The sequence below is a fragment of the Paraburkholderia eburnea genome (assembly GCF_002917095.1).
In the GTDB taxonomy this organism is placed as follows: domain Bacteria; phylum Pseudomonadota; class Gammaproteobacteria; order Burkholderiales; family Burkholderiaceae; genus Paraburkholderia; species Paraburkholderia eburnea.
On sequence record NZ_PQGA01000007.1, the window covers coordinates 1 to 21,595 of the forward strand.

Consider the following 21,595-nt stretch of genomic DNA (forward strand, 5'->3'; position numbering starts at 1 on the left):
ATTCCAACCATCCGGCGGCTTCTGCGTCGCTGCGTCTGCAGCAGAGAAACGAGATTATGAAGGCTCTTTTTCGTTTCGTCAACATCTTTTTTCAGACTACTGCTTGAAAGATGCCACCCGAACGACCCGCCGTTTCTCCCGGCAGGCTTCGCTGTCAGTACCGCGAGCAGCGAAGGGGGCGAATCTTAGCGCTACCCAGAACGCGGCGCAAGGGGGTAGCGGAAATAAGTCCTTGGATGTCCATTTCCAACGCCGCGTGCTGAGACGGCGATGCATCCCGCTTTTAGCTGATCGGCAGCCACTGGCACGAATACCTATCACCCCTATTGCAATCAGTGCCATCACCCATATCGTAAAATTACGATATAAGATTCGGACAGTCACGATGCAGAGCCCATGAACCACCCAGAACCCCAATCCATCGACCTCGACGCAATCTATAAGGCGCTCGCCAATCCCGTGCGCCGCGAGATTCTGGCTTGCCTGCGCGAGCCGCAAGCGCATTTCGCCGATCAGGAGCTTCCGCTCGACCACGGCGTCTGCGCGGGACGGATCGACGCGCACTGCGGACTGTCGCAATCGACGGTTTCCGCGCATCTGGCTGCGCTGCAGAAAGCCGGGCTCGTCACGTCGAAGCGGGTTGGCCAGTGGGTGTTCTTCAAGCGCAACGAGCCGGTCATCGAGGCGTTCCTCGCCCACATGCATCGGCAGTTGTGACGGCGCGCAGCGTCGGCAACCTCTGTTTCATCCCTTTTATGCTTCAAGGCTGCGGGCCGCGCCCGCCACAAGGTAACGACATGGCAACGCTTTTCGACCCCATTCAGATCGGCGATCTCACCCTGCCCAATCGCGTCATCATGGCGCCGCTGACGCGCCAACGCGCCGGCGAGGTCCGCGTGCCCAACGCGCTGATGGCGAAGTACTACGCCGAGCGCGCGAGCGCCGGCCTCATCGTCAGCGAAGCGACGTCGGTGACGCCGCAAGGCGTCGGCTACGCGGAAACGCCGGGCATCTGGTCGCAAGAACAGGTCGAGGGCTGGAAACTCGTCACCGAGGCTGTGCACGCCGCGGGCGGCCGCATCTTCCTGCAACTGTGGCACGTGGGCCGCATTTCGGACCCGATCTTCCTAGACGGCGAGTTGCCCGTCGCGCCCAGCGCGATCGCCGCGCAAGGCTTCGTGAGCCTCGTGCGCCCGCAGCGCCCGTTTGTCACGCCGCGCGCGCTCGAACTCGATGAAATCGCCGGTATCGTCGCCGCATACCGCCAGGGCGCGCTCAACGCGAAGACCGCTGGCTTCGACGGCGTCGAAGTTCATGGCGCGAACGGTTATCTGCTCGATCAATTCCTGCAGGACAGCACCAACCAGCGCACCGACGCCTATGGCGGCCCGATCGAAAACCGCGCCCGCCTGCTGCTCGAAGTGACGGACGCCTGCATCGACGTGTGGGGCGCGGATCGCGTGGGCGTCCATATCGCGCCGCGCGGCGACGCGCACACGATGGGCGATTCGGATCCGGCCGCGACGTTTGGCTACGTCGCGCGCGAGCTCGGCAAACGCAAGATCGCATTCCTCTTCGCACGCGAATCGCTCGGCGACCATCGTTTGGGGCCGCAATTGAAAGCCGAATTCGGCGGCCCGTACATCGCGAACGAGAAGTTCACGCTGGAATCGGCGCAAAAAGTGCTCGCGGATGGCGAAGCCGATGCCGTCGCATGGGGCCAGCTTTTCATCGCCAATCCCGATCTGCCGCGCCGCTTCGAACTGAACGCACCGCTCAACGCACCGAATCCGTCGACTTACTACGCGCGCGGTGAAACGGGCTACACGGATTACCCGTCGCTCGAAAGCGTCGCATAACGCATCGGCGGAATTTGCCCACTAATCTGCCCACTATATAGAAAGGGCAGCAGCGCTCTGACAGCCCCGGCCAAGGCAATCGCCTGCGCCGGGGCTTTGTTTGTCCACGAGCGCATTCGACCGAATCAGGCGCAAGCCTGAATTGCCGCGCTCCGACGCATTCCCGATAGGACGTTTCAATTGGCATCGCGCCCAGCCGTGTCCTTCAATTCGAATCTTGTCTGCCCGCCCACCCCGCTGTCCGGAGGACTGTCATGCCGAAAGTCGACGCCGCGCAAATCGTTCAAAGCATCGCCGAAGAAACTCACACGCCTGAGGAAACGGTCGCCCGCATCTACGCCGATACACTCGATCACTACCGCGCCGACGCGCGCATTCACGACTATCTCCCGCTCTTCGCCGCCCGCAAGGTCCGCGCGACGCTGCGGCAAAACGGCACAGGCAAGCACTGATTTCACGCCGGTTCTGCACTGACCTGGCGCTGAATTAACGCCACACGGTCTCTCCATTTCGATCCATCCGGTTGCAGCGTCCCGCGCGAATTTTTCAATCCGCGCGGGCGTCTCCGCGCGCGAAAGTCCTTGCCGGCAGGCTTTATCTACCTGGTACTCTTAAGGCTCGTTTAATTCTTCGCTGCAACCATACGCTCACCCCTGTTGAGCCGCCGGAACATTGGCGGCGTTTTTTTATGCGGTTAGTCGAGGAGGAGCGAAGCCATGGTTGAAGACAACGACGTGCTGGTGCACCTGCAGTCCCTGCTGCGCGACGGCTCGACTACACGCGTCGCTTCCTGCCGCGTCTCGACGCCGCTGCAGCATCCCTGGGGCCGCGCCTATCGGCTGGTCGAATGGACCACGCCGCTCGACGACGGCGCGCGCCGCCAGGTCGTGCCGGCCGAAAGTTCGGCGTTCGAAATTGCGCGCCTCGTCGCCGAGCACGTTCCTGGGCGCCGGATTCTGCTCAACGGCGAACCGGTGGATGCCGAACGGCCGCGCACCCGACGCCGCGCACGCAGCAGCGCAAACGCAGGCGCAGGCGCCGCTCGTTAAGCGCAGATCGATCGACCATCGGCGATCGAAGCGCGGCGCGCCCCATCATCCGGACGCGCCGCTCGCATATTGGCTTCGGGCTGCTTCAGGCCTGTTCAGGCAACCAGTCTCCCCAGCGTTTCTTCCAGCTCATCGCTCACGCGTGTCATCGGCGCGCGCAGTTCGTTGTGCAGCAATCCTTGTCGCGCGAGCGCGGCCTTCACCGGACCCGGATTCGGCTCGGCGAAGGCGGCGCGCACGAGCGGCACCAGCGTATGCCAGATTGCGCGCGCCTCCTCCAGTCGCCCTTCGCGCAACGCCCGCGCCATCGCCACGAAACGCTGCGGCAACACATGCGCCGATGCCGCAATCGCCCCGCTCGCGCCCGCACACATCATCCCGAACATATCGAGGTCCTCGCCGCACAGCACTTGCAAACGGCCATCGAGGATCAGCGCCAGCGTCTTGTCGAGCGAGCCGCCACAGTCCTTCACCGCGACAATGCGCTCGTGCCCCGCGAGTTCGAGCAGCGTGGGCAGCGCGAGCGTCACGCCGGTGCGCGCGGGAATGTCGTAGAGAATCACCGGCTTGCGGCTCGCGTCGGCGAGCGCGGCGAAGTGGCCGATCACGCCCGCCTGCGACGGCCGGATGTAGTACGGTCCCGCCGCCAGCACGCCCGCAACGGGCGTGTCGTTGAGTGCGGCAATGCGCTCGCACACCGACTGCGTGTGATTGCCGCTGACGCCCGCGACCACCGGCAACGCCCCCGCGCTGGCAAGCACGGTCACGAGCACCGCATCCTGCTCGCGAGCGTCGAGCGCGGCGGGCTCGCCGGTCGTCCCGAGCGCGACGAAACCCGCCACGCCCGCCTGCACGTAATGGCGCACGAGCGCGTCGAGCGCCTCATGATCGACGGCGCCGCCGTTGAACGGCGTGACGAGCGGAATCCAGATACCCGAAAACGAAGACATGACTATCCCTTGAACGCGACCGCATGAAAGGTCCGTCGAGCAGTGCGCGGGAGTCAGCGAGCCAGGGGAAGAGTGAGGCGGGTGCCGGCAGGCCGTTCCATCGCAACATCCGACGGAACAGCAAGCTCCGGTCAGATGAGCGACTGTTTTTTGGCTTTGGCTTTCACGCCGGCCGGGGCTGCCTGCACGCACGTCGTCATCGCGCGCGATGCGGCGACGGCGAAAAAGGCGAGGAGGTTCGGCTGACGTGACATGCCCGGCAGTTTAACCGGAATTCGCCCAATTGCGGGATAAGCCGCCGCGCGCGGTGTCAGTCCAGCGGGTGTACATCGACGATCGAGGTATCGAGCAGCAGGCTCGGCGCATCGGCGGGATCGCGCCGCGTCAGCTTGCCGTCGACGGTCGCGCCGCACGCCATCTGCAATTGCTGATAGTAGATGTTGCCGACCACGTGCGCGTTCGCCTGCAACTCGACGAAATGATCGGCGATGACGTCGCCGACGATGCGCCCGTTGACGACGATGTCGTAGCCGTGCACGTTGCCCTGCACCACGCTGCGCTCGCTCAGGACGAGCAGCGTCTGCGTGCCCGGCTTGCTGCTGACGTTGCCCGTGATCTGGCCGTCGAGGCGCACCCCATCGGCGAATTCGACATTACCCGTGATGCGGAAGTCTTCGGAGATTAGCGTCGCGAGTTTGGTTTGCTGGATGCCCGGCTGGGACTTCTTCTTGTTGAACATGGGAGTGGCCGTTGCGTTTGACGTTGCGTTTGACGTTGCGTTTGACGTTGTGTTGATCGGGATTTCAGGACGATGTTTGTGGAATGCGGGCTTTCAATGTGCGCCTTCATGGCCACCGTGGCCGCGCAGGAACAACACTTCGGTCTGTAGCGCGGCGGCCTGGGCCTGAGCTGCCGACGCCGACTTCTGCAGGGCGTCGTGCGCTGCGCGCTCCTGCTCCAGCGCGAGTTCGGCATGGGTCAGGCGCATCTGCAAGGCGTCGGGCGCGAGGACCGGGCAGCGCCTGGCGTCGTCGACGTGATGAACCCACGCCACCGCGCCCGCGCCGACACTCGCGGCCAGCGCCGTCCAGGCCAGCGCGACGCCCCAGCGCCAGGTGCGCGAGCGCACGGGTTGCAGTTCGAAAGCGCGCTGCGCGTCCATGCGCGCGCGAGCGGTGCGGCGGGCGTCAGCCATTGTGGTAGGCGCCAAACAGCGCGAGATAACCGGCGGGATTGACCTGGGTGCCGTTCACGATCACTTCGAAATGCAGGTGCGGCCCGGTCGAGCGCCCGGTCGAGCCGACATCGGCGATATGGTCGCCCGGCAGTACGATCTGCCCGACCTGCACGTCGATCTTCGAGGCGTGTCCATAGCGCGTCGAGAAGCCGTTGCCATGATCGATATCGACGCAATTGCCGTAACCGGCCTTCGGACCCGCGAAACTCACGCGCCCGCCCGCTGCGGCGTAAATCGGCGTGCCCTTGGGCGCGACGATGTCGAGCCCCGGATGAAAACTCAACCGCTGCGTGAACGGATCGACGCGGTTGCCAAACGGCGAACCCAACCGCCCCGCCTGGGTCGGCCGACGGCCCGGAAACGCCTGCCACGCCGCCTCATGCTGCGCAACGGCTTGCTCTAGCGTGGACAGCGTCGCGGCCATGCAATCAACCGCGCCACCAACCGCGTGCGCGTTGGTGCGCGACGCAGACGCCTCCACGCAAGGGCGCGGCGCGAGCGCGGGGCCGCCTTCTCCGCCCTTTTCAGCCTCGGTGCCCGACGCGCCCTCGTGATCCTCGTCATCGTCATCGCCCGAATGTGTGCTGGGCGCAGCGGGCGCCACCACCGCGCCCCGTTGCGGCTGTGCGCGCAACCGCTGGTCGAACTGGCGCAATTCGGCGATCTGCGCGGAAAGGCGCTCGATGCGCGGATCGAGCAACGAAATGGACGCACTCATGCGACCGATCTCGCCGACAACGTAGTGATGCGTGGCCACGCCCTCGGCACCCGGGCCGGTGGGCACGTCCACGACGCTGCTGTAGCGGCCGATGGCGACGCCGCCCGCGAGCGCGGCGACGCCCACGGCACATGCCGTATAGATGGCCGTGCGGCGCGCCGCGCGATGGGTGACGAAACGGGTCTCGCCGCTCGACAGTTCCTCGACCGAACTGGCCCAGGGCATTTTCATGACCGGCCCCGACGGCATTTCGCGCGCACGAGCGAAGCGCACGACAACAAGGTGCAAAACAGTGCGTACATCAAGCTGTGCCGGCCAGCGCGCCGGCCCGTCCAAAATCAAAACGGCGATTATCGCGGCGTCTGAAAAATCCCCATCCTGATAAAGCACCTCGCCTGAATGGGGGAATCGAGCGTCCGCCGAAGCAGGAAAGCGCGCCCGCAAGCCTGGCCGCGCCGGATTGCCGCACAGCCGTTCCTGTGCGGAACTCGCAAAACCACTTGACTTCTCGCGTCACCGAACTAATATACGCACCGCGTATATCAACAGCTATCACGGGTGCCAGCATGAGCGTTCCGCAACAAGCCTTCCTTCGTGACGCCATGCGGCGTCTGAACATGACCCGCGACGCCTTCGCGAGCCGTATCGGCGTATCGCGCCGGGCGCTCGACACCTGGCTGCTGCCGGAGGAATCGCAGGAATCGCGCGCGATGCCCGAGATCGTCGAGCGTTTCGTCTCCGAGATCGTCGGCAACGTCGAACCGCGTGAAGGCTATACGCAAAGCGTAGATTCGCATTCGCTCCTGAGCCAGATCCAGTTCGAAGGCCGGCCGCAGCTGCTCTCGACCAACCAGTTCTCGCGCGACTCCGTCGAAGCGCTGTTCCGCGTCGCCGACATCATGCAGCCCATCGCGCGCCGCCGGAAAATCTCGCGCGTGCTCGAAGGCGCGGTGCTCGGCAACCTGTTCTTCGAAGCCAGCACGCGTACCCGCGTGAGCTTCGGCGCCGCGTTCTGCCGTCTGGGCGGCTCGGTCTGCGACACGACCGGCTTCACGTTCTCGTCGATGGCCAAGGGCGAATCGATCTACGACACGAGCCGCGTGATGGCCGGGTACGTGGATGCGATGGTGATTCGGCATCCTGAACAAGGCTCGGTGGCCGAATTCGCGCGCGCCGTGAATATCCCCGTCATCAACGGCGGCGACGGTCCCGGCGAGCACCCGAGCCAGGCGCTGCTCGACCTCTACACGATCCAGCGCGAATTTTCGCGTCTGGGCAAGATCGTCGACGGCGCGCACATCGCGCTGGTGGGCGACCTCAAGTACGGCCGCACGGTGCACTCGCTCGTGAAACTGCTCGCGCTCTATCGCGGCATCAAGTTCACGCTCATTTCGCCGCCGATGCTGGAAATGCCGACGTATATCGTCGATCTGATCTCGACCAACGGTCACGTCGTCGAGCAAACGACCGATCTGCGCCAGGGCCTGCGCGGCGCCGACGTGGTCTACGCGACGCGCATCCAGAAAGAGCGCTTCACCGACGAGTCGTTCGAAGGCTACACGCCCGACTTCCAGATCAACCTGGCGCTGCTCGACGAATGCTGCAGCCCCGAAACGCTCGTGATGCACCCGCTGCCGCGCGACAGCCGCCCGGGTGCGAACGATCTGTCGACGGACCTGAACCACGATCCGCGTCTGGCGATCTTCCGCCAGACCGACAACGGCATTCCGGTGCGTATGGCGATCTTCGCGGTGCTGCTGGGTGTGGAAAACCTGGTGCAGCATTCGATGCGCGACGCCGCATGGCGCCCGCCTGCGTACCTCGGCCCGGACGACGCCGTATTCCACGGCATCGATTGATGAAGCCATAAACGTCAAAGGCCGGAAAACACCTGTTTTCCGGCCTTCTTTCTTACCTCATTTATTTCGCCATCCTTATTTTCACCCGAATAGCGTGAACTCGCCGCCGCGCGCCAACGCACGCTGATACGCCGGACGCGCGTGAATACGATCGAGATAGTCGCGAATCGAAGGCTTCGATTCAGCGCCCGCGCGTTTCGCTCCTGCCTCGATCGGAAAGCTCATCTGCACATCGGCGGCCGTGAACGTGTCGCCCGCGAACCAGCCCGTCGCTTCGAGTTCCTTCGCGATATAAGTGAAATGCAGATCGAGCTGCGGACCGACGAAATCGCTTTCGAGCGACCCCGCGATCTTGCGCGTGATCGGCTTTATGAAGAACGGCACTTTCGCGTTGGCGATACGGCTTGCGACCAGCTTGAGCAGCAGCGGCGGCATGGCCGAGCCCTCGGCATAGTGCATCCAGTAGCGATAGCGCAGATAGTCGGGCGTATCGCGCGGCGGCACGAAGCGGCCGTTGCCGTAACGCTCGACCAGATATTCGAGAATCGCCCCCGACTCCGCGAGCGTGAATTCGCCGTCCGTCACGACCGGCGACTTGCCGAGCGGATGCACGGCGCGCAGCGCGGGCGGCGCGAGCATCGTCTCCTTGTTGCGTTTGTATTCCACGATCTCGTAGTCGACGCCCAGCTCTTCGAGCATCCACAGGATGCGCTGGGAGCGCGAGTTGTCGAGGTGATGAACCGTCAGCATGGGGTCTCCTCCCGGTTGTATCGATCATTATCGGTCTGTATCGATCGCAAGCATTGTAGGGTGCACATCTCGTTGAAATGGCACGCCCGAATCGAGCCTCTAATTCGGACCTCTAAATCCGCGTGCTGTGCCCATCATGCCAGCGCCAGAATCTGTCCGCCGCGACAGTTTCGCGACTGCGGCGCGTCAGCCACCCGACAGCCTTGCGCCAGAAGACACGCTGTCACGAAAGTTTCGCCCGCAACGCCCTCCAAACGCTTTACTTTCGCGCATGGCGCGCGCAACGTTCAGTTCTGTCCAGCGCCGCTGACGGCATGAAAGCGCATGAAATCGCACGGCGTCGCGGCATCGGAATTGCTCCAGAGAAGACTGCTGCATATCGAGGTCCGCACGCTACGCTACGCGACGACCGCTCAAACGGCATCGCGTCTTGCGCGTGCGCTTGCGATCCCATCCCTGATGGAGGCTGCGAACGCCATGTCCCCCACTCCCCGCCCTGGGCATCACGACGCACCGCCCGATGCCTCCAGCGAACCCACCGAGCCTGCACGCCGGCGTTTCCTCCAGTCGGCGGCAGCGGCCGCCGCGCTCGGCGCCGCGCCGCATCTGCACGCACAGAACACGCCCGAACCCACTCCCGCCGCCGATACCGGCGCGAATGCGCCGGTCCCCGCCCAACCCGTGCGCCTGAACATCAACGGCCGCGAATACGCGCTGCACATCGAACCGCGCGTCACGCTGCTCGACGCGCTGCGCGACTATGCGCAACTCACCGGCACGAAGAAAGGCTGTGATCGTGGCCAGTGCGGCGCCTGCACGGTGCTCGTCGATGGGCGGCGCATCAATGCCTGCCTCACGCTTGCGGTGATGCACGAAGGCCAGCGCATCACGACCGTCGAAGGACTCGCCGGCGCGACCGCGCCCAGCACGATCCAGCGCGCCTTCGTCGAACGCGATGCCTTGCAGTGTGGCTTCTGCACGCCTGGGCAGTTGTGTTCGGCGACCGCGTGTCTCGCGGAATTCGCGGCGGGCACGGCAAGCGCCGCGACAGCCGACGTGCGCGCGCGTGCGACCGAGTTAAGCGATGCGGAAATCCGCGAGCGCATGAGCGGCAATATCTGCCGCTGCGGCGCCTACGCGAACATCGTGGCCGCCGTGCGCGACGCGCACTCGGCCAGCGCATGAGCGCGGAGGCCACGACATGGACGCACTCGCCTACCAGCGCGCCGCCGATATCGACACCGCCCTTGCCGCCGCCCAGCAGCCCGGCGCGGCCTTCATCGGCGGCGGCACGAACCTGCTCGACCTCATGAAAGGCGGCATCGCGCATCCGCTCAGGCTCATCGACATCACGCGCATCGCGGCGCTCGACGGCGTCGAGACGCTGCCCGACGGCGGCCTGCGCATCGGCGCGCTCGTGCGCAACAGCGATTGCGCCAACCATGCGCTCGTGCGCACGCGCTATCCCCTGCTTTCGCAGGCGCTGCTCGCGGGCGCGTCGCCGCAGTTGCGCAATATGGCGACCGTGGGCGGCAACCTGATGCAGCGCACACGCTGCGGCTACTTCTACGACACGGCATTCACGCAATGCAACAAGCGCGCGCCCGGCAGCGGCTGTGCGGCGCGCGACGGCTTCAACCGCATGCACGCGATCCTCGGCGCGAGCGCGCAATGCGTGGCCGTGAATCCTTCCGATATGAGCGTGGCGCTCGCGGCGCTCGACGCCACGGTGCAGGTGCGCGGCCCGAACGGCGCGCGCGCGATTCCCATCGCGCAGTTTCATCGCCTGCCCGGCGACCGGCCCGATCTGGACACCACGCTCGCGCGCGGCGAACTCATCACCTCGGTCGATCTGCCACCGCCCGCTTTCGCCGATCACGCCCGCTACCTCAAGCTGCGCGACCGAGCGAGCTACGCGTTCGCGCTGGTTTCCGTGGCGGCCGCGCTGCAACTGGACGGCCAGCGCGTGCGGGCCGCGCGCATCGCGCTGGGCGGCGTCGCGCACAAGCCCTGGCGCGCGAGTCTCGCGGAACAGCATCTCGTGGGCCGGACGCTCGACGCCGCCACGCTGCGCGCCGCTGCCGCCGCCGAGCTTGCACACGCCCAGCCGCTGCAGGGCAATGCGTTCAAGGTCGAACTCGCGCAGCGCGCGATCGTGCGCGCCGCGATGCAGGCCGCGGCGTTGCCCCCAGCCGGAAGTAGCCATTTCGCCGGAGACCTCGCATGAGCCAACTGATCGGACAGCCTGTCGATCGCATCGACGGCATCCTCAAGGTGACGGGCAGCGCGAGCTATGCAGCGGATTTCCCCGAAGCGCGGCTCGCGCACGCGGTTCTCGTCACGAGCACGGTGGCGAGCGGCACGATCGCCTCGATCGACACGCACCGCGCGCAAGCGCTGCCTGGCGTCCTGCTGGTGATGACGTGGCAGAACGCCATGCGCCTGCCCAACGGCGGCCACACGCCGCTTGCGCCACCCGCCGGGCGACGCCTCACGCTGCTGCAGGACAACGTCGTGCGCTATAGCAACGAGCCGGTCGCGGTCGTGGTGGCCGATACGCTCGAACACGCGATCGACGCCGCGCAACAGGTGAGCGTGACCTACGCCGCCACACCGTCCGCGCTCGATTTCGCGCAGGCAAAAACGCAGGCGCACAGGCCGCCGAGCCAGCCCGGCCGGCCCGTGGATTCGCAGCGCGGCGATGTCGAAGCGGGCCTGCGCGAAGGCGCGGTGCGACTCGACGCGGTCTACACCACGCCCGTGCAATTCCACAATCCGATGGAGCCGCACGCGAGCCTGGCGCGCTGGGACGGCCCCGAACTGACGCTCTACGACTCGACTCAGGGCGTGTCGGGCGCGCGCACCGCGGTGGCCGCCGTGTTCGACATCCCCGCCGACAACGTGCGCGTGATCTCGCCGTTCATCGGCGGCGGCTTCGGCTGCAAGGGCTCGTCGTGGTCGCACGTGAGCCTGTGCGCGATGGCCGCGAAGCAGACCGGCCGTCCCGTGCGCCTCGCGCTCGCGCGTCCGCAGATGTTCGGCCCGGTCGGCTCGCGCCCGCGCACGGAGCAGCACTTTTCGCTGGCCGCACACCGCGACGGCACGCTCACGGCGATGCGCCACGACACCTTCTCGCACACCTCGACGTTCGAGGACTGGACCGAAACGTCCGGGCTCGTCACGCGCATGATGTACGCCGCGCCGGGCGTGAGCACGAGCCACCGCGTCGTCCCGCTCAACGTCGGCACGCCCACGTTCACGCGCGCGCCCGGCGAGACGACGGGTTCGTTCGCGCTCGAATCGGCGATGGACGAACTCGCGTGGCAGCTCAAGATGGACCCCATCGCGTTGCGTCTGAAGAATTACGCCGAAGCCGAGCCGCAGGAAAACAAGCCATGGTCGTCGAAGGCGCTGCGCGAATGCTACGCGGCGGGTGCCGAGCGCTTCGGCTGGTCGCGGCGCGTGGCCACGCCGCGCGCGATGCGCCAGGGCAACACGCTGATCGGCCTGGGCATGGCGAGCGCGACCTATCCGGCCAACCGCAGCGAAGCCGCCGCCCTCGCACGCATCCTGCCGGACGGCACGGCGATGGTCGCCTCCGGGACCCAGGACATCGGCACCGGCACGTATACGGTGATGACGCAGGTGGCCGCCGACGCGCTCGGCTTTCCGCCCGAACGCATTCACTTCGCGCTCGGCGATTCGAGCCTGCCGCGCGCGCCGGTCTCGGGCGGCTCGCAATCGGCGGCCAGCGTCTCGCCGGCCGTGCAGGCGGCGGCCAGCGCCGCGCGCGACAAGCTGATCGCACTGGCCGCGGCCGACCGCGCCTCGCCCGTCTATGGCGCCGCCCCCGCGGACGTCACGGTCGCCGACGGCTGGGTCGTGCTGCGCGCCGACACCTCGCGGCGCGATCCCGCCGCCGCCATCATCGCGCGCGCGGGCGGCCAGCCCATCGAGGCGCAGGCATCGGCGAAACCCGGCGCCGAAAAGCAGCAATACGCCTTCCACTCGTTCGGCGCGGTGTTCGCGGAAGTGCACGTGGACGCGGAGCTGGGCACGCTGCGCGTGGCGCGCATCGTCGGCGCCTACGACGTGGGACAGGTGCTCAACGCCAAGACCGCGCGCAGCCAGTTGATGGGCGGCATGGTCTGGGGCATCGGCACGGCGCTGCACGAGGAAGGGCTGCTCGACCCGCGCGCGGGGCGCTTCGTGAACGGCAATTTCGCCGAATACCACGTGCCCGTGAATGCCGATATCGGCGATCTCGACGTGCTGTTCGTCGGGCCGCCCGATCTGCACTTCAATGCGCTGGGCGTGCGCGGCATCGGCGAGATCGGCATTACCGGCGTGCCGGCGGCCATCGCCAACGCCGTCTATCACGCGACTGGCGTGCGGGTGCGCGATCTACCGATCACGCTCGACAAGGTGATGACGTAACGCCATGTAAATACGGGGGAAAACGCGCGCGGGCCAGCGGGCAACAGGACTTGCCTCGCGCGCGGTTGCGCCGCACAATCTGCGTTCATCCTCTTGCGCGCGGTACACCCCATGGCCTATGCATCGCTTGCCACCGGCGTACTGCTCGCCGCCGGCACCGGTTCGCGCTTCGATCCCGACGGTCTGCGCAACAAACTCCTGGCACCGCTTCCGAACGGCATCGCCATCGCCCACGAGGCCGCGCACCGGCTTCTGCTGGTCGTGCCAAGGGTCATCGCCGTCGTGCGTCCGGGCTCGGAAGCGCTCGCGCACACGCTCAACGAAGCGGGCTGCGACGTGGTCTTCGCGGCCGGTTCCGTGCGCGGCATGGGCGCGAGTCTTGCCGCCGCCATCGAGGCCGATTCCGAAGGCGAAAGCTGGATCGTCGCGCTCGCGGACATGCCGCGCATCGCGGTGAGCACCATCGAAGCCGTCGCGCGCGAGCTGGATGCGGGCAAGTCGCTCGTCGCGCCGTTTTATGACGGCCAGCGCGGCCATCCGGTGGGCTTCGGTTATGACCACCGCGAGGCTCTGCTCGCGCTGGACGGCGATGCGGGCGCGCGCGCGCTGCTCGCCTCGCAGGCGCTTGCGCGCATCGACGTGAACGATCCCGGCATCCTGCGCGACGTCGATACGCCCGCCGATCTCAACGGCCTCTAAAGCCAGTCGCCGAGCCTGCCCGGGAATCCGCATTGCGGCAGCGGTTGCGGGCCAGAAACTCCGCGCACGCGGTTTTTCATCGCCTACGCTATTAAGACCACCCACACGTCCTGCGCGGCTTGCGCTGCTCACGGCAGCCGCACGAGGTATCCGCGATGATCTGCTCGCATACGAACCCGCTTCCCGATCCGCTCGCCGACCCGACGCGCGATCCCGAACGCGACCCGCTCACGCCACCGCCGCCCGGTCACGTCGAGGAGCCGCAGCGCCCTGACGGGCCGCCGAATAAAGACCCGGTCTAGATCACGGCCACTGCGCGCCCCACGCGCTCCCACCCTTCTCGCGCCTCTCTCACGCCCGCCGCGAATGCCCTTCGCGGCGCGGTCGCCTTCTCACGCGCCTTGCCCTGACCGACAACCTTGATCCACACCCCATTTGGGTGCTTTCGCGAAGCTTGCGCCGGGACCGCTCACTCCGTAAAATGCAAACGATTCGCATTTGCGATCAAGACCTTACCTTCCATCAGCCCGTCGATTCCATCGTGACCGTTCCACCCCACGCGCCTCTTTTCGACCACCGGCTCAAGCGCCGCAACGCCGCATGAGACCTCTGCTGGTACGCCTGCATCGGTGGTTCGGACTCGGCATCGCGGCCTTCCTGTTTCTCGCCGGCCTGACGGGCGCCGTGATCGCGTGGGACCACGAACTCGACGCCGCGCTCAATCCGACGTTCTACAAAGCCGCGACGAGCCATTCGACGCTCGCGCCGCTTGAACTGGTCAAGCGCTTCGAAGCCGCCAATCCCCATGCACTCGTGTCGTTCATGCCGCTAGCCGTGGAGCCGGGGCAGACCTTCATCGTTCGCGCCGCGCCGCGCCTCGACCCGCGGACGCAGCAACCCTACCCGCTCGACTACAACCAGGTCGCGCTCGATCCCGCGACCGGCGACGTGCAGAGCCGCCGCATGTGGGGCGCGCCGTCGCTCGCGCGCCTGAACCTGATCCCGTTCCTCTACCAGTTCCACTACACGCTGTTTCTGCCGACGAAAATGGGCATCGATTTCAGCGTCTGGACCATGGGCGTCGTCGGGATGGTCTGGCTGCTGGACGGATTTATCGCGATCGTGCTCGCGTTTCCGAATTTCAGAAGCTGGCGCAAATCGCTGGCGTTTCGCGTCAAGCGCGGCGGCTATGCGCTCACGTTCGACCTGCACCGCTCGGGCGGCGTCTGGCTGTGGGTCCTGTTGACGGTGGTTGCGCTCACGTCGGTTTCCATGAACCTGGGCAGCCAGATCGTGCGCCCCGTCGTTTCCGTGTTCTCGACGCTCGCGCCGGACCCGTTCCGCAGCGTCGCGCCCGGACCCGCGCTCACGCCCGACGAGGCGCTGCAGGCACGCGAGCGCATCATCGCCGAAGCCGCCGAAGCGGGCCGCCGCGCAGGCATCGCCGCGCCGCCGGGCGGGCTGTTCGCGGTGCCGTCGCTGGGCTACCTCGCCGTGGGCTACTACGAGCCGGGCAAGGATCACGGCGATGCGGGACTCGGCAATCCGTGGCTGTTCATGAGCGGGCGCACCGGTCAGGTCATCGCGAAACAGATTCCCGGCGAGGGCACGGCAGGCGACATCTTCATTCAGGCGCAGTTTCCGCTGCACTCGGGCCGCATCGCCGGCCTGGCGGGACGCATCGCCATCAGCTTCACGGGCGTCATGATCGCCGTCCTCAGCGTGACGGGCGTGCTGATCTGGCTGAAGAAAGCGCGCGCGCGGCGCAAGTCGGCGAAGACAGCCAAACCTTCAAAGCAGGCATCGACGGCGCGAACGCGCGAGCGCCTGACGAGCTGAACGCTCACGCGCAGAAACACGAAGGGCCTCGCAGCGATCACTCGCTGCAAGGCCCTTTTGCATGTTTTGCATGGCTCGAACGAGCCGCTACGACTTACTTCGCGATTTCATCGAACGATGCAAGCAGCCGCTCGACGTCGGCGGTATGAATGTCGCCCATCGTCGAGATACGGAACAGCTCCTTCGACAAACCGCCCTGGCCCGCGTAGATCACGAAGCCGCGCGCCTTGAGCGCGTCGTGCAGCTTCGGGTAATCGATGCCCGCGGGCAGGCGGAACGCGCGCAGCACCACCGACGAGTCTTCCTTCGGCAGCACGCTGTCCATGCCGCGCGCGGCCAGACCCGCGCGCACCTGCTCCGAAAGCGCCGCATAGCGCGCGTGACGCGCCTGCCAGCCGCCTTCGTCGGCGAGTTCGCGCAGCGCTTCGACCAACGCGTAATACGCATGCACCGACGGCGTGAACGGCGTGTTGCGCTGATCCTGCAACGTGGCGAGACGCTTGAGGTCGAGGTAGTACGTGCGGCTCGCAGCCGTCGCGAGCGCCGCGCGGCGCACCACCACGAAGGCCGCGCCGGGCACGCCGTGCAGGCACTTGTTCGCGGTCGCGGCCACGGCGGCAATGCTCGTGTCGTCGAAATCGATCGCTTCCGAACCGAAGCTGCTCACGCCATCGACGAGCATCTGCACGCCGCGCGCGCGGCACGCTGCGCCCAGCGCGCGCAGGTCGTTCAGGCGGCCCGTGGTGGTTTCGTGATGGATGATCGCTACGTGCGTGATCGACTTGTCGGCGTCGAGCGCGGCGGTGATGCGCGCGAGGTCGGGCGCGTCCATCCACTCGTGCTTCACGACTTCGTGCGCGATGCCGTATTGCGTGGCGATCGCGGTGATGCGCTCGCCGTACACGCCGTTTTCGACGATCAGCAGCTTGCCGTTCGCGGGCACGAGCGAGGCGATCATGCTCTCGACCGCCGCCGTGCCGGAGCCGGTCATGAGCACCGCCTGCCACTGCGCGGGGTCCAGTTCGTAGACGCCGACGAGGCGCGTGCGCGCCTCTTCCTGCACGTCGAAAAACTCGCTTTCGCGATGGCAGAGGTCTTCCTGCAACAGGCTGCGGCGCACGCGATCGGTGAGCGTGACCGGGCCGGGATTGAGCAACAGCATTTGCAGTTCCTTAGTTAGCGGCGCCGATGTGGCGCATCAGACGCGTCTTGACGTCCGGCGGCGTGATGGTCGGGCGCGGCAGGCCGTCGGGCGTGCCGCGCTTGATCGTCAGGCGTACGAAACGCGTGCCTTCGACGCCCGAGGCGCCCGTCGCGCGCTCGCGCGCGGCTGCGAGCACGGCGTCGAGCGTGGCGAGATCGTCGCCTTCCACGGCATCGGCGTAACCGCACGCGGCCGCCACGTTCGCGAACGAGACCTGCTGCGAAACGGTGGCCTGGCCGCCCGTCGAATCGTGCGCGCCGTTGTCGAGCAGCACGTGCGTGAGGTTCGACGGACCATACGCGCCGAGCGTCGCGAACGCGCCCATGCGCATGAGCGCCGCGCCGTCGCCGTCGAGCGCGACTACGTTCAGGTCAGGACGCGCAAGCGCGAGACCGAGCGCAAACGGCGTCACGCAGCCCATCGAGCCGACCATGTACAACTGGTTCGCCCGATCGTCGATGGCGTATAGCTCGCGGCCGCAGAAGCCCGTCGAGGCCACCACCACCGTCGACTCGGCCGGCGTCGCCGCGATCACGCGTTCGAGCGCCTGCTGGCGCGTCGGCAGTTCGTCGTAGCTACGGGCCGTGAAGTTCGACTGCGCCGCCGGCAGCGCATGCTTTGCGGGCATCGCGCCGCCACCCTTGAGTTCGTACGACGCGACGCTGCCCTTTTGCATCACGAGCGCATACGGGCGGCCCGTTTCGTCCATGTGCCTGATGGCGCGGTCGAGCGCGGGCGCGATCTGGTCGGCTTCCGTGGGGAACAGTTCCCAGGGAATCTCCATCGTGTCGAGCATCTGCGGCGTGACCGGGCCCATGAGCGCGTGCTGCGGCTCGTCGGCGACGCCAGGCTGGCCGCGCCACGTCACGATCAGCAGTTGCGGCAGACGGAACGTCCACGTCAGCGAGGTGAGCGGGCTCACCGCGTTGCCCAGGCCCGAGTTCTGCATCATCGCGATGCCACGTTTACCCGCGAGCGCGACGCCCGCGACCAGCGCGACCGCATCGCCCTCGTTGGCCGCCGACACGTAATGCAGCGAGTCGTCCTGCAGCACGTAGTTGATGAACGGCGTGAGGTACGAGCACGGCACGCCCGCATACCATTCGAAGCCGCGCTCACGCGCCGCTTCGACGAATTGTGCCGCTTCGATCATGCCTTGGCCTCCGGCTGCGAGGCACCATTGCCAGCGCCCGCATTGCCGCCGATCGGCGTTTGCGCGTGGGCGAAGTCGCCCGCGCGACGGAAATCCTCGAGGTCGTTCACGCCGCGCCAGTGGCCGCGCACGTATTGCACTTCGATCTTCTCGCCGTCTTCGATCAGCGCGTTGAGCAGCGCCGGCATGTCGAGCGTGTCGAAATCGGCGCGCGTCTGCAGTTGCGCGATCTTCGCCTTGAGCTTGTCGCGGCCCGCGCCGCGCACGCTCGTCAGACCGATCCAGCGGCCATTGGGCGCGCTCGCCTGCGAAGCCTGATCCGACGACACGCGTTGCAGATACACCTTATTGCCGAACAGACCGCGATCATCGCCCGCCGAACACCACGCGAAATCGCGCACGCTGGCGTTTTCCAGTTCCGGCGACGAGTCGATCACGACGCTGAATTCCGCATCGCTTTCCACGAGGTCGCGCAGGATGTAGCTGCGGAACAGCAGATCGCCATAGGAAATCACCGTGTCGTTGTCGAGCGCGTTGATGGCGCAGGCGAGCGAGGCGAGTTCGTTGGTCTGCGCGTAGCGCTCGTTACGTGCGAGCTTGATGCCCGCGGTATCGATCGCCTCGGCCTTGTAACCACCGACGACGGTAATGTCGTTGATCGCTTCCTTCTTGAACGCATCGACGAGCCAGCGCAGCAGCGGCTTGCCCGCGACCGGCAGCATGACCTTCGGCTTGTCTTCGGTGACGGCGTCGAGGCCCTTGCCGCGGCTCGCCGCCAGCACGATCGCCGAACCGGCCGAACGCGTGGCCGACAGGTAGCGGTTTTCGGCTTCCGAGTATTCGTCGGCGTCCTGCAGGCGGAAAATTTCGTTCACCGTAGCAATACGGTCTTCGACATCGACGAGCGTTTGCGTCTCGTAGATCGTCCTGGTGACGGACTGCATGGCCGACACGGCCGCGCGGATCTGGTGGTTCGCCCAGATGATGGTGCTGATGCCCGCCTTGCGGAACACGTCGGTCGGCGTGCTGTAGTACTTGGTCGGCACGATCACGAGCGGACCGCGGCCGGCCCATTCGCGCGCGAACGTGAGGATCTCGTCCGCTTTCGAGAGCTTGCTGTGGATCAGGATCGCGTCCGCGCCGGCCTGGCGGTAGGCTTCGGCGCGCTTGAGCGCTTCGTCCATGCCCCAGCCCGCGATCAGCGCTTCGACGCGCGCCACGATCGAGAAATGCTCGTCGGTCTGCGAGTCCTTGCCGGCCTTGATCTTGCCGCAGAATTCATCGATGTCGGCAAGCGGTTGCGCTTCGCCGCCGATGAAGCTGTTGGTCTTCGGGAACACCTTGTCTTCGATACAGACGCCGGCGATGCCGCGCTGTTCGAGCTTGCGCACGAGGCGGCGCACATTGTTGAAGTTGCCGTAGCCGGTGTCGCCGTCGAGCAGGATCGGTAGATCGCTCGCGTCGGCCATGAATTCGAGGTTATCGACCACCTGCGTCCAGCTGGCTTCGTTGTTGTCGCGCACGCCGAACTGCGCGGAAATCGACAGGCCCGAGCCCCAGATCGCCTTGAAGCCCGCTTCGCGCGCGATTCGCGCGGACAGGCCGTTGTGCGCTTCCATCAGGAATTCAAGCTCGTTGCTCACCAGCATCTGGCGCAGACGTGCGCTGCGCGAAGTGGGAAGAGCGGTGGAAACCGTGGCGGGTTCGCGTGCGTTCATTTTTTTACTCCAGTGGACGTCGTCGCGCCGCGCTTACAGAGGCTGCGTCGCGCGCGTCGCATCGTTGGTTAAACCGGTTTCTGGCCCGTGGGTCGCCGAATCGCGAGGTCCGGTTGCGCTCAGCGCCGTGCCGATCGAGTTAAAGGCCGCGTATGAAGCGGCAATCGCCGACGTGATTCGACGACGTAATTCAACGCATTGACTCGATTCAGGGTTCGCAAAAACGAGCCGCAAAACAGCGCTGGCTTTGGGCCGAAGTCGCGACTATAGCGGAAATGATTCGCCTCCGCCGTCGATCCCGGCGAGAAGTGGCAAATCATGGTGTTGCAGTGAAATTTGTGGCTTTTAGGGGCGTTTTTAGCCGCATTTTGCGCACTTTCGCGGCAAACGCGATGCGTTGCCATGGCGCTTTATTTCCTGTGAAGAAACAGGGTTCACCCCAGGTCGCGCGCCGCGCGGCAGCGGCCGTAAACACAGAAAGGTGAAGCCTGCCTTTCGCCCGCCACGAAGCCCCTCTGACCGACCAAGCAGACGATGACTCTCAACACGAAACTCCGCTCGATGATCGCGATCCTCTGGATCGGCCTGCTCCTGATCGTTGTGTTTGGCGCCTGGCAAAGCCGTGACGGCATGATCCGCGAACGGCGCGCGCAACTGACCACGCTCGTGGAAGAAGCGACCAGCATCGCCAATTACTACTACGACCTCTCGCAGCACAACGCGATGCCCGAAGCCGACGCGCAGAAACAGGCGCTCGCCGTGATCGGTTCGATCCGCTACGGCCAGGACGGTTATCTGAGCATCAACAACTCGCAGGCCGTGATGCTGATGCATCCGATCAAGCCCGAACTCAACGGCAAGGCGCTCAGCGATTTCGCCGATCCCGCGGGCAAACACGTCTTCACGGCGCTCTCGGAGGCCGCCAACCAGCCAGGCGGCGGCTTCGTCGATTACCTGTGGGCCAAGCCCGGCCATAGCGAGCCGGTGCCGAAGCTGAGTTTCGGCCATCGTTTCGCGCCGTGGGACTGGGTGATCGTCACCGGCATGTATATGGACGACGTGAGCGCTGCGTTCTACAGCAGCCTGCTGCGCTGGGTGCTCGTGACCTTCGTGCTGGGCGGCGCGGCCACCGTCGTGATGGTGTTCGTGGTGCGCAGCGTGCGCGGCAGCATCGGCGGCGAGCTCGAAACCGCCGTCGATACGGCCAACCGCATCGCCCAGGGCGATCTCACTTCGCGCGTCGAAGTACAAGGTTCCAACGCGCACAGCCTGATGCGCGCGCTCGCCACCATGCAGGGCGCGCTCGTGCAGACGGTCGCGCGCGTGCGCAGCGGCGCGGAAAACATCAACGTGGGCGCCAACGAGATCGCGGCGGGCAACACCGACCTCTCGCAGCGCACCGAGGAACAGGCCGCCGCGCTCGTGCAGACCGCATCGAGCATGGATCAGATGACGGCCAACGTGCGCCAGAACGCGGATAGCGCGCAGCACGCCGCGACGCTCGCGAGCCAGGCCGCCGACGTGGCCACGCGCGGCAGCGTCGTCGTGGACGACGTCGTGCGCACGATGGGCGACATCACGCACAGCTCGCAGCAGATCGGCGACATCATCGGCGTGATCGACGGCATCGCGTTCCAGACCAATATCCTCGCGCTCAATGCGGCGGTGGAAGCGGCGCGCGCGGGCGAACAAGGGCGCGGCTTCGCGGTGGTCGCGGCGGAAGTGCGCAGCCTTGCGCAACGCTCGGCGGCGGCGGCCAAGGAGATCAAGGCGCTGATCGAAAAATCGACGGGCACGGTCACCGAAGGGCAGCAGCTCGTGACCAACGCCGGCACGACGATGAGCGAAATCGTGCAGTCCGTGCGGCGCGTGAACGAGATTCTCGAAGAGATCAGCAACGCTTCGCGCGAACAGAGCGCCGGCATCGAGCAGGTCAATCGCGCGGTGGGCGAGATGGATCAGGTGACGCAGCAGAACGCGGCGCTGGTGGAACAGGCTGCGGCGGCGGCCCATTCGCTCAAGGATCAGGTGTCGGGGCTGCGCGAATCGATCGCGAGCTTCAGGCTGCCGGCGACGGCGTGAGGGGAACACAGCCGGGGGCACGGCAAGTTTGACTGGGGCGA

General features: G+C 66.2%; 19 protein-coding genes and 1 pseudogene. 12 read left to right on the forward strand and 8 right to left on the reverse strand.

Annotated features, from left to right (window positions below):
- Positions 1-396 precede the first annotated feature (396 nt).
- The 4 genes and pseudogenes from B0G62_RS14835 to B0G62_RS14850 form a co-directional block, all read left to right on the forward strand.
- On the forward strand, positions 397-717 hold the full coding sequence (locus B0G62_RS14835) for an ArsR/SmtB family transcription factor (RefSeq protein WP_103704974.1): 321 nt from the start codon (positions 397-399) through the stop codon (positions 715-717).
- An 80-nt stretch (positions 718-797) separates the two neighbouring features.
- A complete protein-coding gene (locus B0G62_RS14840) occupies positions 798-1,859 on the forward strand; it encodes an alkene reductase (RefSeq protein WP_103704975.1) in 1,062 nt (353 codons plus the stop codon).
- Between the two features lie 254 nt (positions 1,860-2,113).
- On the forward strand, positions 2,114-2,311 hold the full coding sequence (locus B0G62_RS14845) for a DUF3562 domain-containing protein (protein WP_103704976.1): 198 nt from the start codon (positions 2,114-2,116) through the stop codon (positions 2,309-2,311).
- A 264-nt stretch (positions 2,312-2,575) separates the two neighbouring features.
- Positions 2,576-2,809, forward strand: a pseudogene (locus tag B0G62_RS14850) (DUF2866 domain-containing protein); the annotation flags it as partial.
- Between the two features lie 194 nt (positions 2,810-3,003).
- Here the strand turns inward: B0G62_RS14850 and dapA are convergent.
- The 4 genes from dapA to B0G62_RS14870 all read right to left on the reverse strand — a co-directional run bounded on the left by dapA (position 3,004) and on the right by B0G62_RS14870 (position 6,044).
- Positions 3,004-3,858, reverse strand: coding sequence for a 4-hydroxy-tetrahydrodipicolinate synthase (dapA, locus tag B0G62_RS14855; RefSeq protein ID WP_103704978.1), 855 nt, complete (start codon positions 3,856-3,858; stop codon positions 3,004-3,006).
- A 310-nt stretch (positions 3,859-4,168) separates the two neighbouring features.
- Positions 4,169-4,597, reverse strand: coding sequence for a bactofilin family protein (locus B0G62_RS14860; protein ID WP_103704979.1), 429 nt, complete (start codon positions 4,595-4,597; stop codon positions 4,169-4,171).
- 93 nt (positions 4,598-4,690) lie between these two features.
- On the reverse strand, positions 4,691-5,053 hold the full coding sequence (locus B0G62_RS14865; protein WP_146055290.1) for a hypothetical protein: 363 nt from the start codon (positions 5,051-5,053) through the stop codon (positions 4,691-4,693).
- Positions 5,046-6,044, reverse strand: a complete 999-nt coding sequence (locus B0G62_RS14870; protein WP_146055291.1) for a M23 family metallopeptidase — start codon at positions 6,042-6,044, stop codon at positions 5,046-5,048. The genes B0G62_RS14865 and B0G62_RS14870 overlap by 8 nt, the downstream gene beginning before the upstream one ends.
- Before the next feature lie 335 nt (positions 6,045-6,379).
- On the opposite strand from B0G62_RS14870, the gene B0G62_RS14875 reads away from it, so the two are divergent.
- The gene (locus B0G62_RS14875) at positions 6,380-7,672 is read left to right on the forward strand and encodes an aspartate carbamoyltransferase (protein ID WP_103704982.1); all 1,293 of its coding nucleotides are present in this window, start codon (positions 6,380-6,382) and stop codon (positions 7,670-7,672) included.
- A gap of 81 nt (positions 7,673-7,753) precedes the next feature.
- Here the strand turns inward: B0G62_RS14875 and B0G62_RS14880 are convergent, their stop codons facing one another.
- Positions 7,754-8,422 carry a glutathione S-transferase family protein gene (locus tag B0G62_RS14880; protein WP_103704983.1) on the reverse strand — a complete coding sequence of 223 codons (669 nt, stop codon included), beginning with the start codon at positions 8,420-8,422 and terminating at the stop codon, positions 7,754-7,756.
- A 477-nt stretch (positions 8,423-8,899) separates the two neighbouring features.
- Here B0G62_RS14880 and B0G62_RS14885 point away from each other — a divergent pair, with 477 nt between their 5' ends.
- The 6 genes from B0G62_RS14885 (at position 8,900) to B0G62_RS14905 (ending at position 15,397) form a co-directional block, all read left to right on the forward strand.
- Positions 8,900-9,607, forward strand: a complete 708-nt coding sequence (locus B0G62_RS14885; RefSeq protein WP_244193255.1) for a (2Fe-2S)-binding protein — start codon at positions 8,900-8,902, stop codon at positions 9,605-9,607.
- 16 nt (positions 9,608-9,623) lie between these two features.
- Positions 9,624-10,649, forward strand: coding sequence for an FAD binding domain-containing protein (locus B0G62_RS14890; RefSeq protein ID WP_103704984.1), 1,026 nt, complete (start codon positions 9,624-9,626; stop codon positions 10,647-10,649).
- Positions 10,646-12,859, forward strand: a complete 2,214-nt coding sequence (locus tag B0G62_RS14895) for a xanthine dehydrogenase family protein molybdopterin-binding subunit (protein WP_103704985.1) — start codon at positions 10,646-10,648, stop codon at positions 12,857-12,859. The genes B0G62_RS14890 and B0G62_RS14895 overlap by 4 nt, the downstream gene beginning before the upstream one ends.
- 111 nt (positions 12,860-12,970) lie before the next feature.
- Positions 12,971-13,558 (forward strand): nucleotidyltransferase family protein, encoded by a 588-nt coding sequence (locus B0G62_RS14900; protein ID WP_103704986.1) that lies wholly within the window; start codon positions 12,971-12,973, stop codon positions 13,556-13,558.
- Positions 13,559-13,713: 155 nt separating this feature from the next.
- Positions 13,714-13,860, forward strand: a complete 147-nt coding sequence (locus B0G62_RS31660) for a hypothetical protein (RefSeq protein WP_167068403.1) — start codon at positions 13,714-13,716, stop codon at positions 13,858-13,860.
- Between the two features lie 298 nt (positions 13,861-14,158).
- Positions 14,159-15,397 (forward strand): PepSY-associated TM helix domain-containing protein, encoded by a 1,239-nt coding sequence (locus B0G62_RS14905; protein WP_103704987.1) that lies wholly within the window; start codon positions 14,159-14,161, stop codon positions 15,395-15,397.
- Between the two features lie 94 nt (positions 15,398-15,491).
- On the opposite strand, the gene B0G62_RS14910 is transcribed toward B0G62_RS14905, so the two are convergent.
- The 3 genes from B0G62_RS14910 to aepX are packed head-to-tail and all read right to left on the reverse strand — an operon-like array spanning position 15,492 to position 19,472.
- Positions 15,492-16,559, reverse strand: a complete 1,068-nt coding sequence (locus B0G62_RS14910) for a 2-aminoethylphosphonate aminotransferase (protein ID WP_103704988.1) — start codon at positions 16,557-16,559, stop codon at positions 15,492-15,494.
- 10 nt (positions 16,560-16,569) lie between these two features.
- Positions 16,570-17,754 (reverse strand): phosphonopyruvate decarboxylase, encoded by a 1,185-nt coding sequence (aepY, locus tag B0G62_RS14915; protein ID WP_103704989.1) that lies wholly within the window; start codon positions 17,752-17,754, stop codon positions 16,570-16,572.
- Positions 17,751-19,472: a phosphoenolpyruvate mutase gene (gene aepX / locus B0G62_RS14920; RefSeq protein ID WP_103704990.1), complete on the reverse strand. Its 1,722-nt coding sequence runs from the start codon at positions 19,470-19,472 to the stop codon at positions 17,751-17,753. The genes aepY and aepX overlap by 4 nt, the downstream gene beginning before the upstream one ends.
- A gap of 534 nt (positions 19,473-20,006) precedes the next feature.
- Between aepX and B0G62_RS14925 the strand changes: the two genes are divergently transcribed.
- Entirely contained in the window at positions 20,007-21,554 is a 1,548-nt protein-coding gene (locus B0G62_RS14925; RefSeq protein ID WP_103704991.1) for a methyl-accepting chemotaxis protein, read from the forward strand.
- The last annotated feature ends 41 nt before the right edge of the window (positions 21,555-21,595 follow it).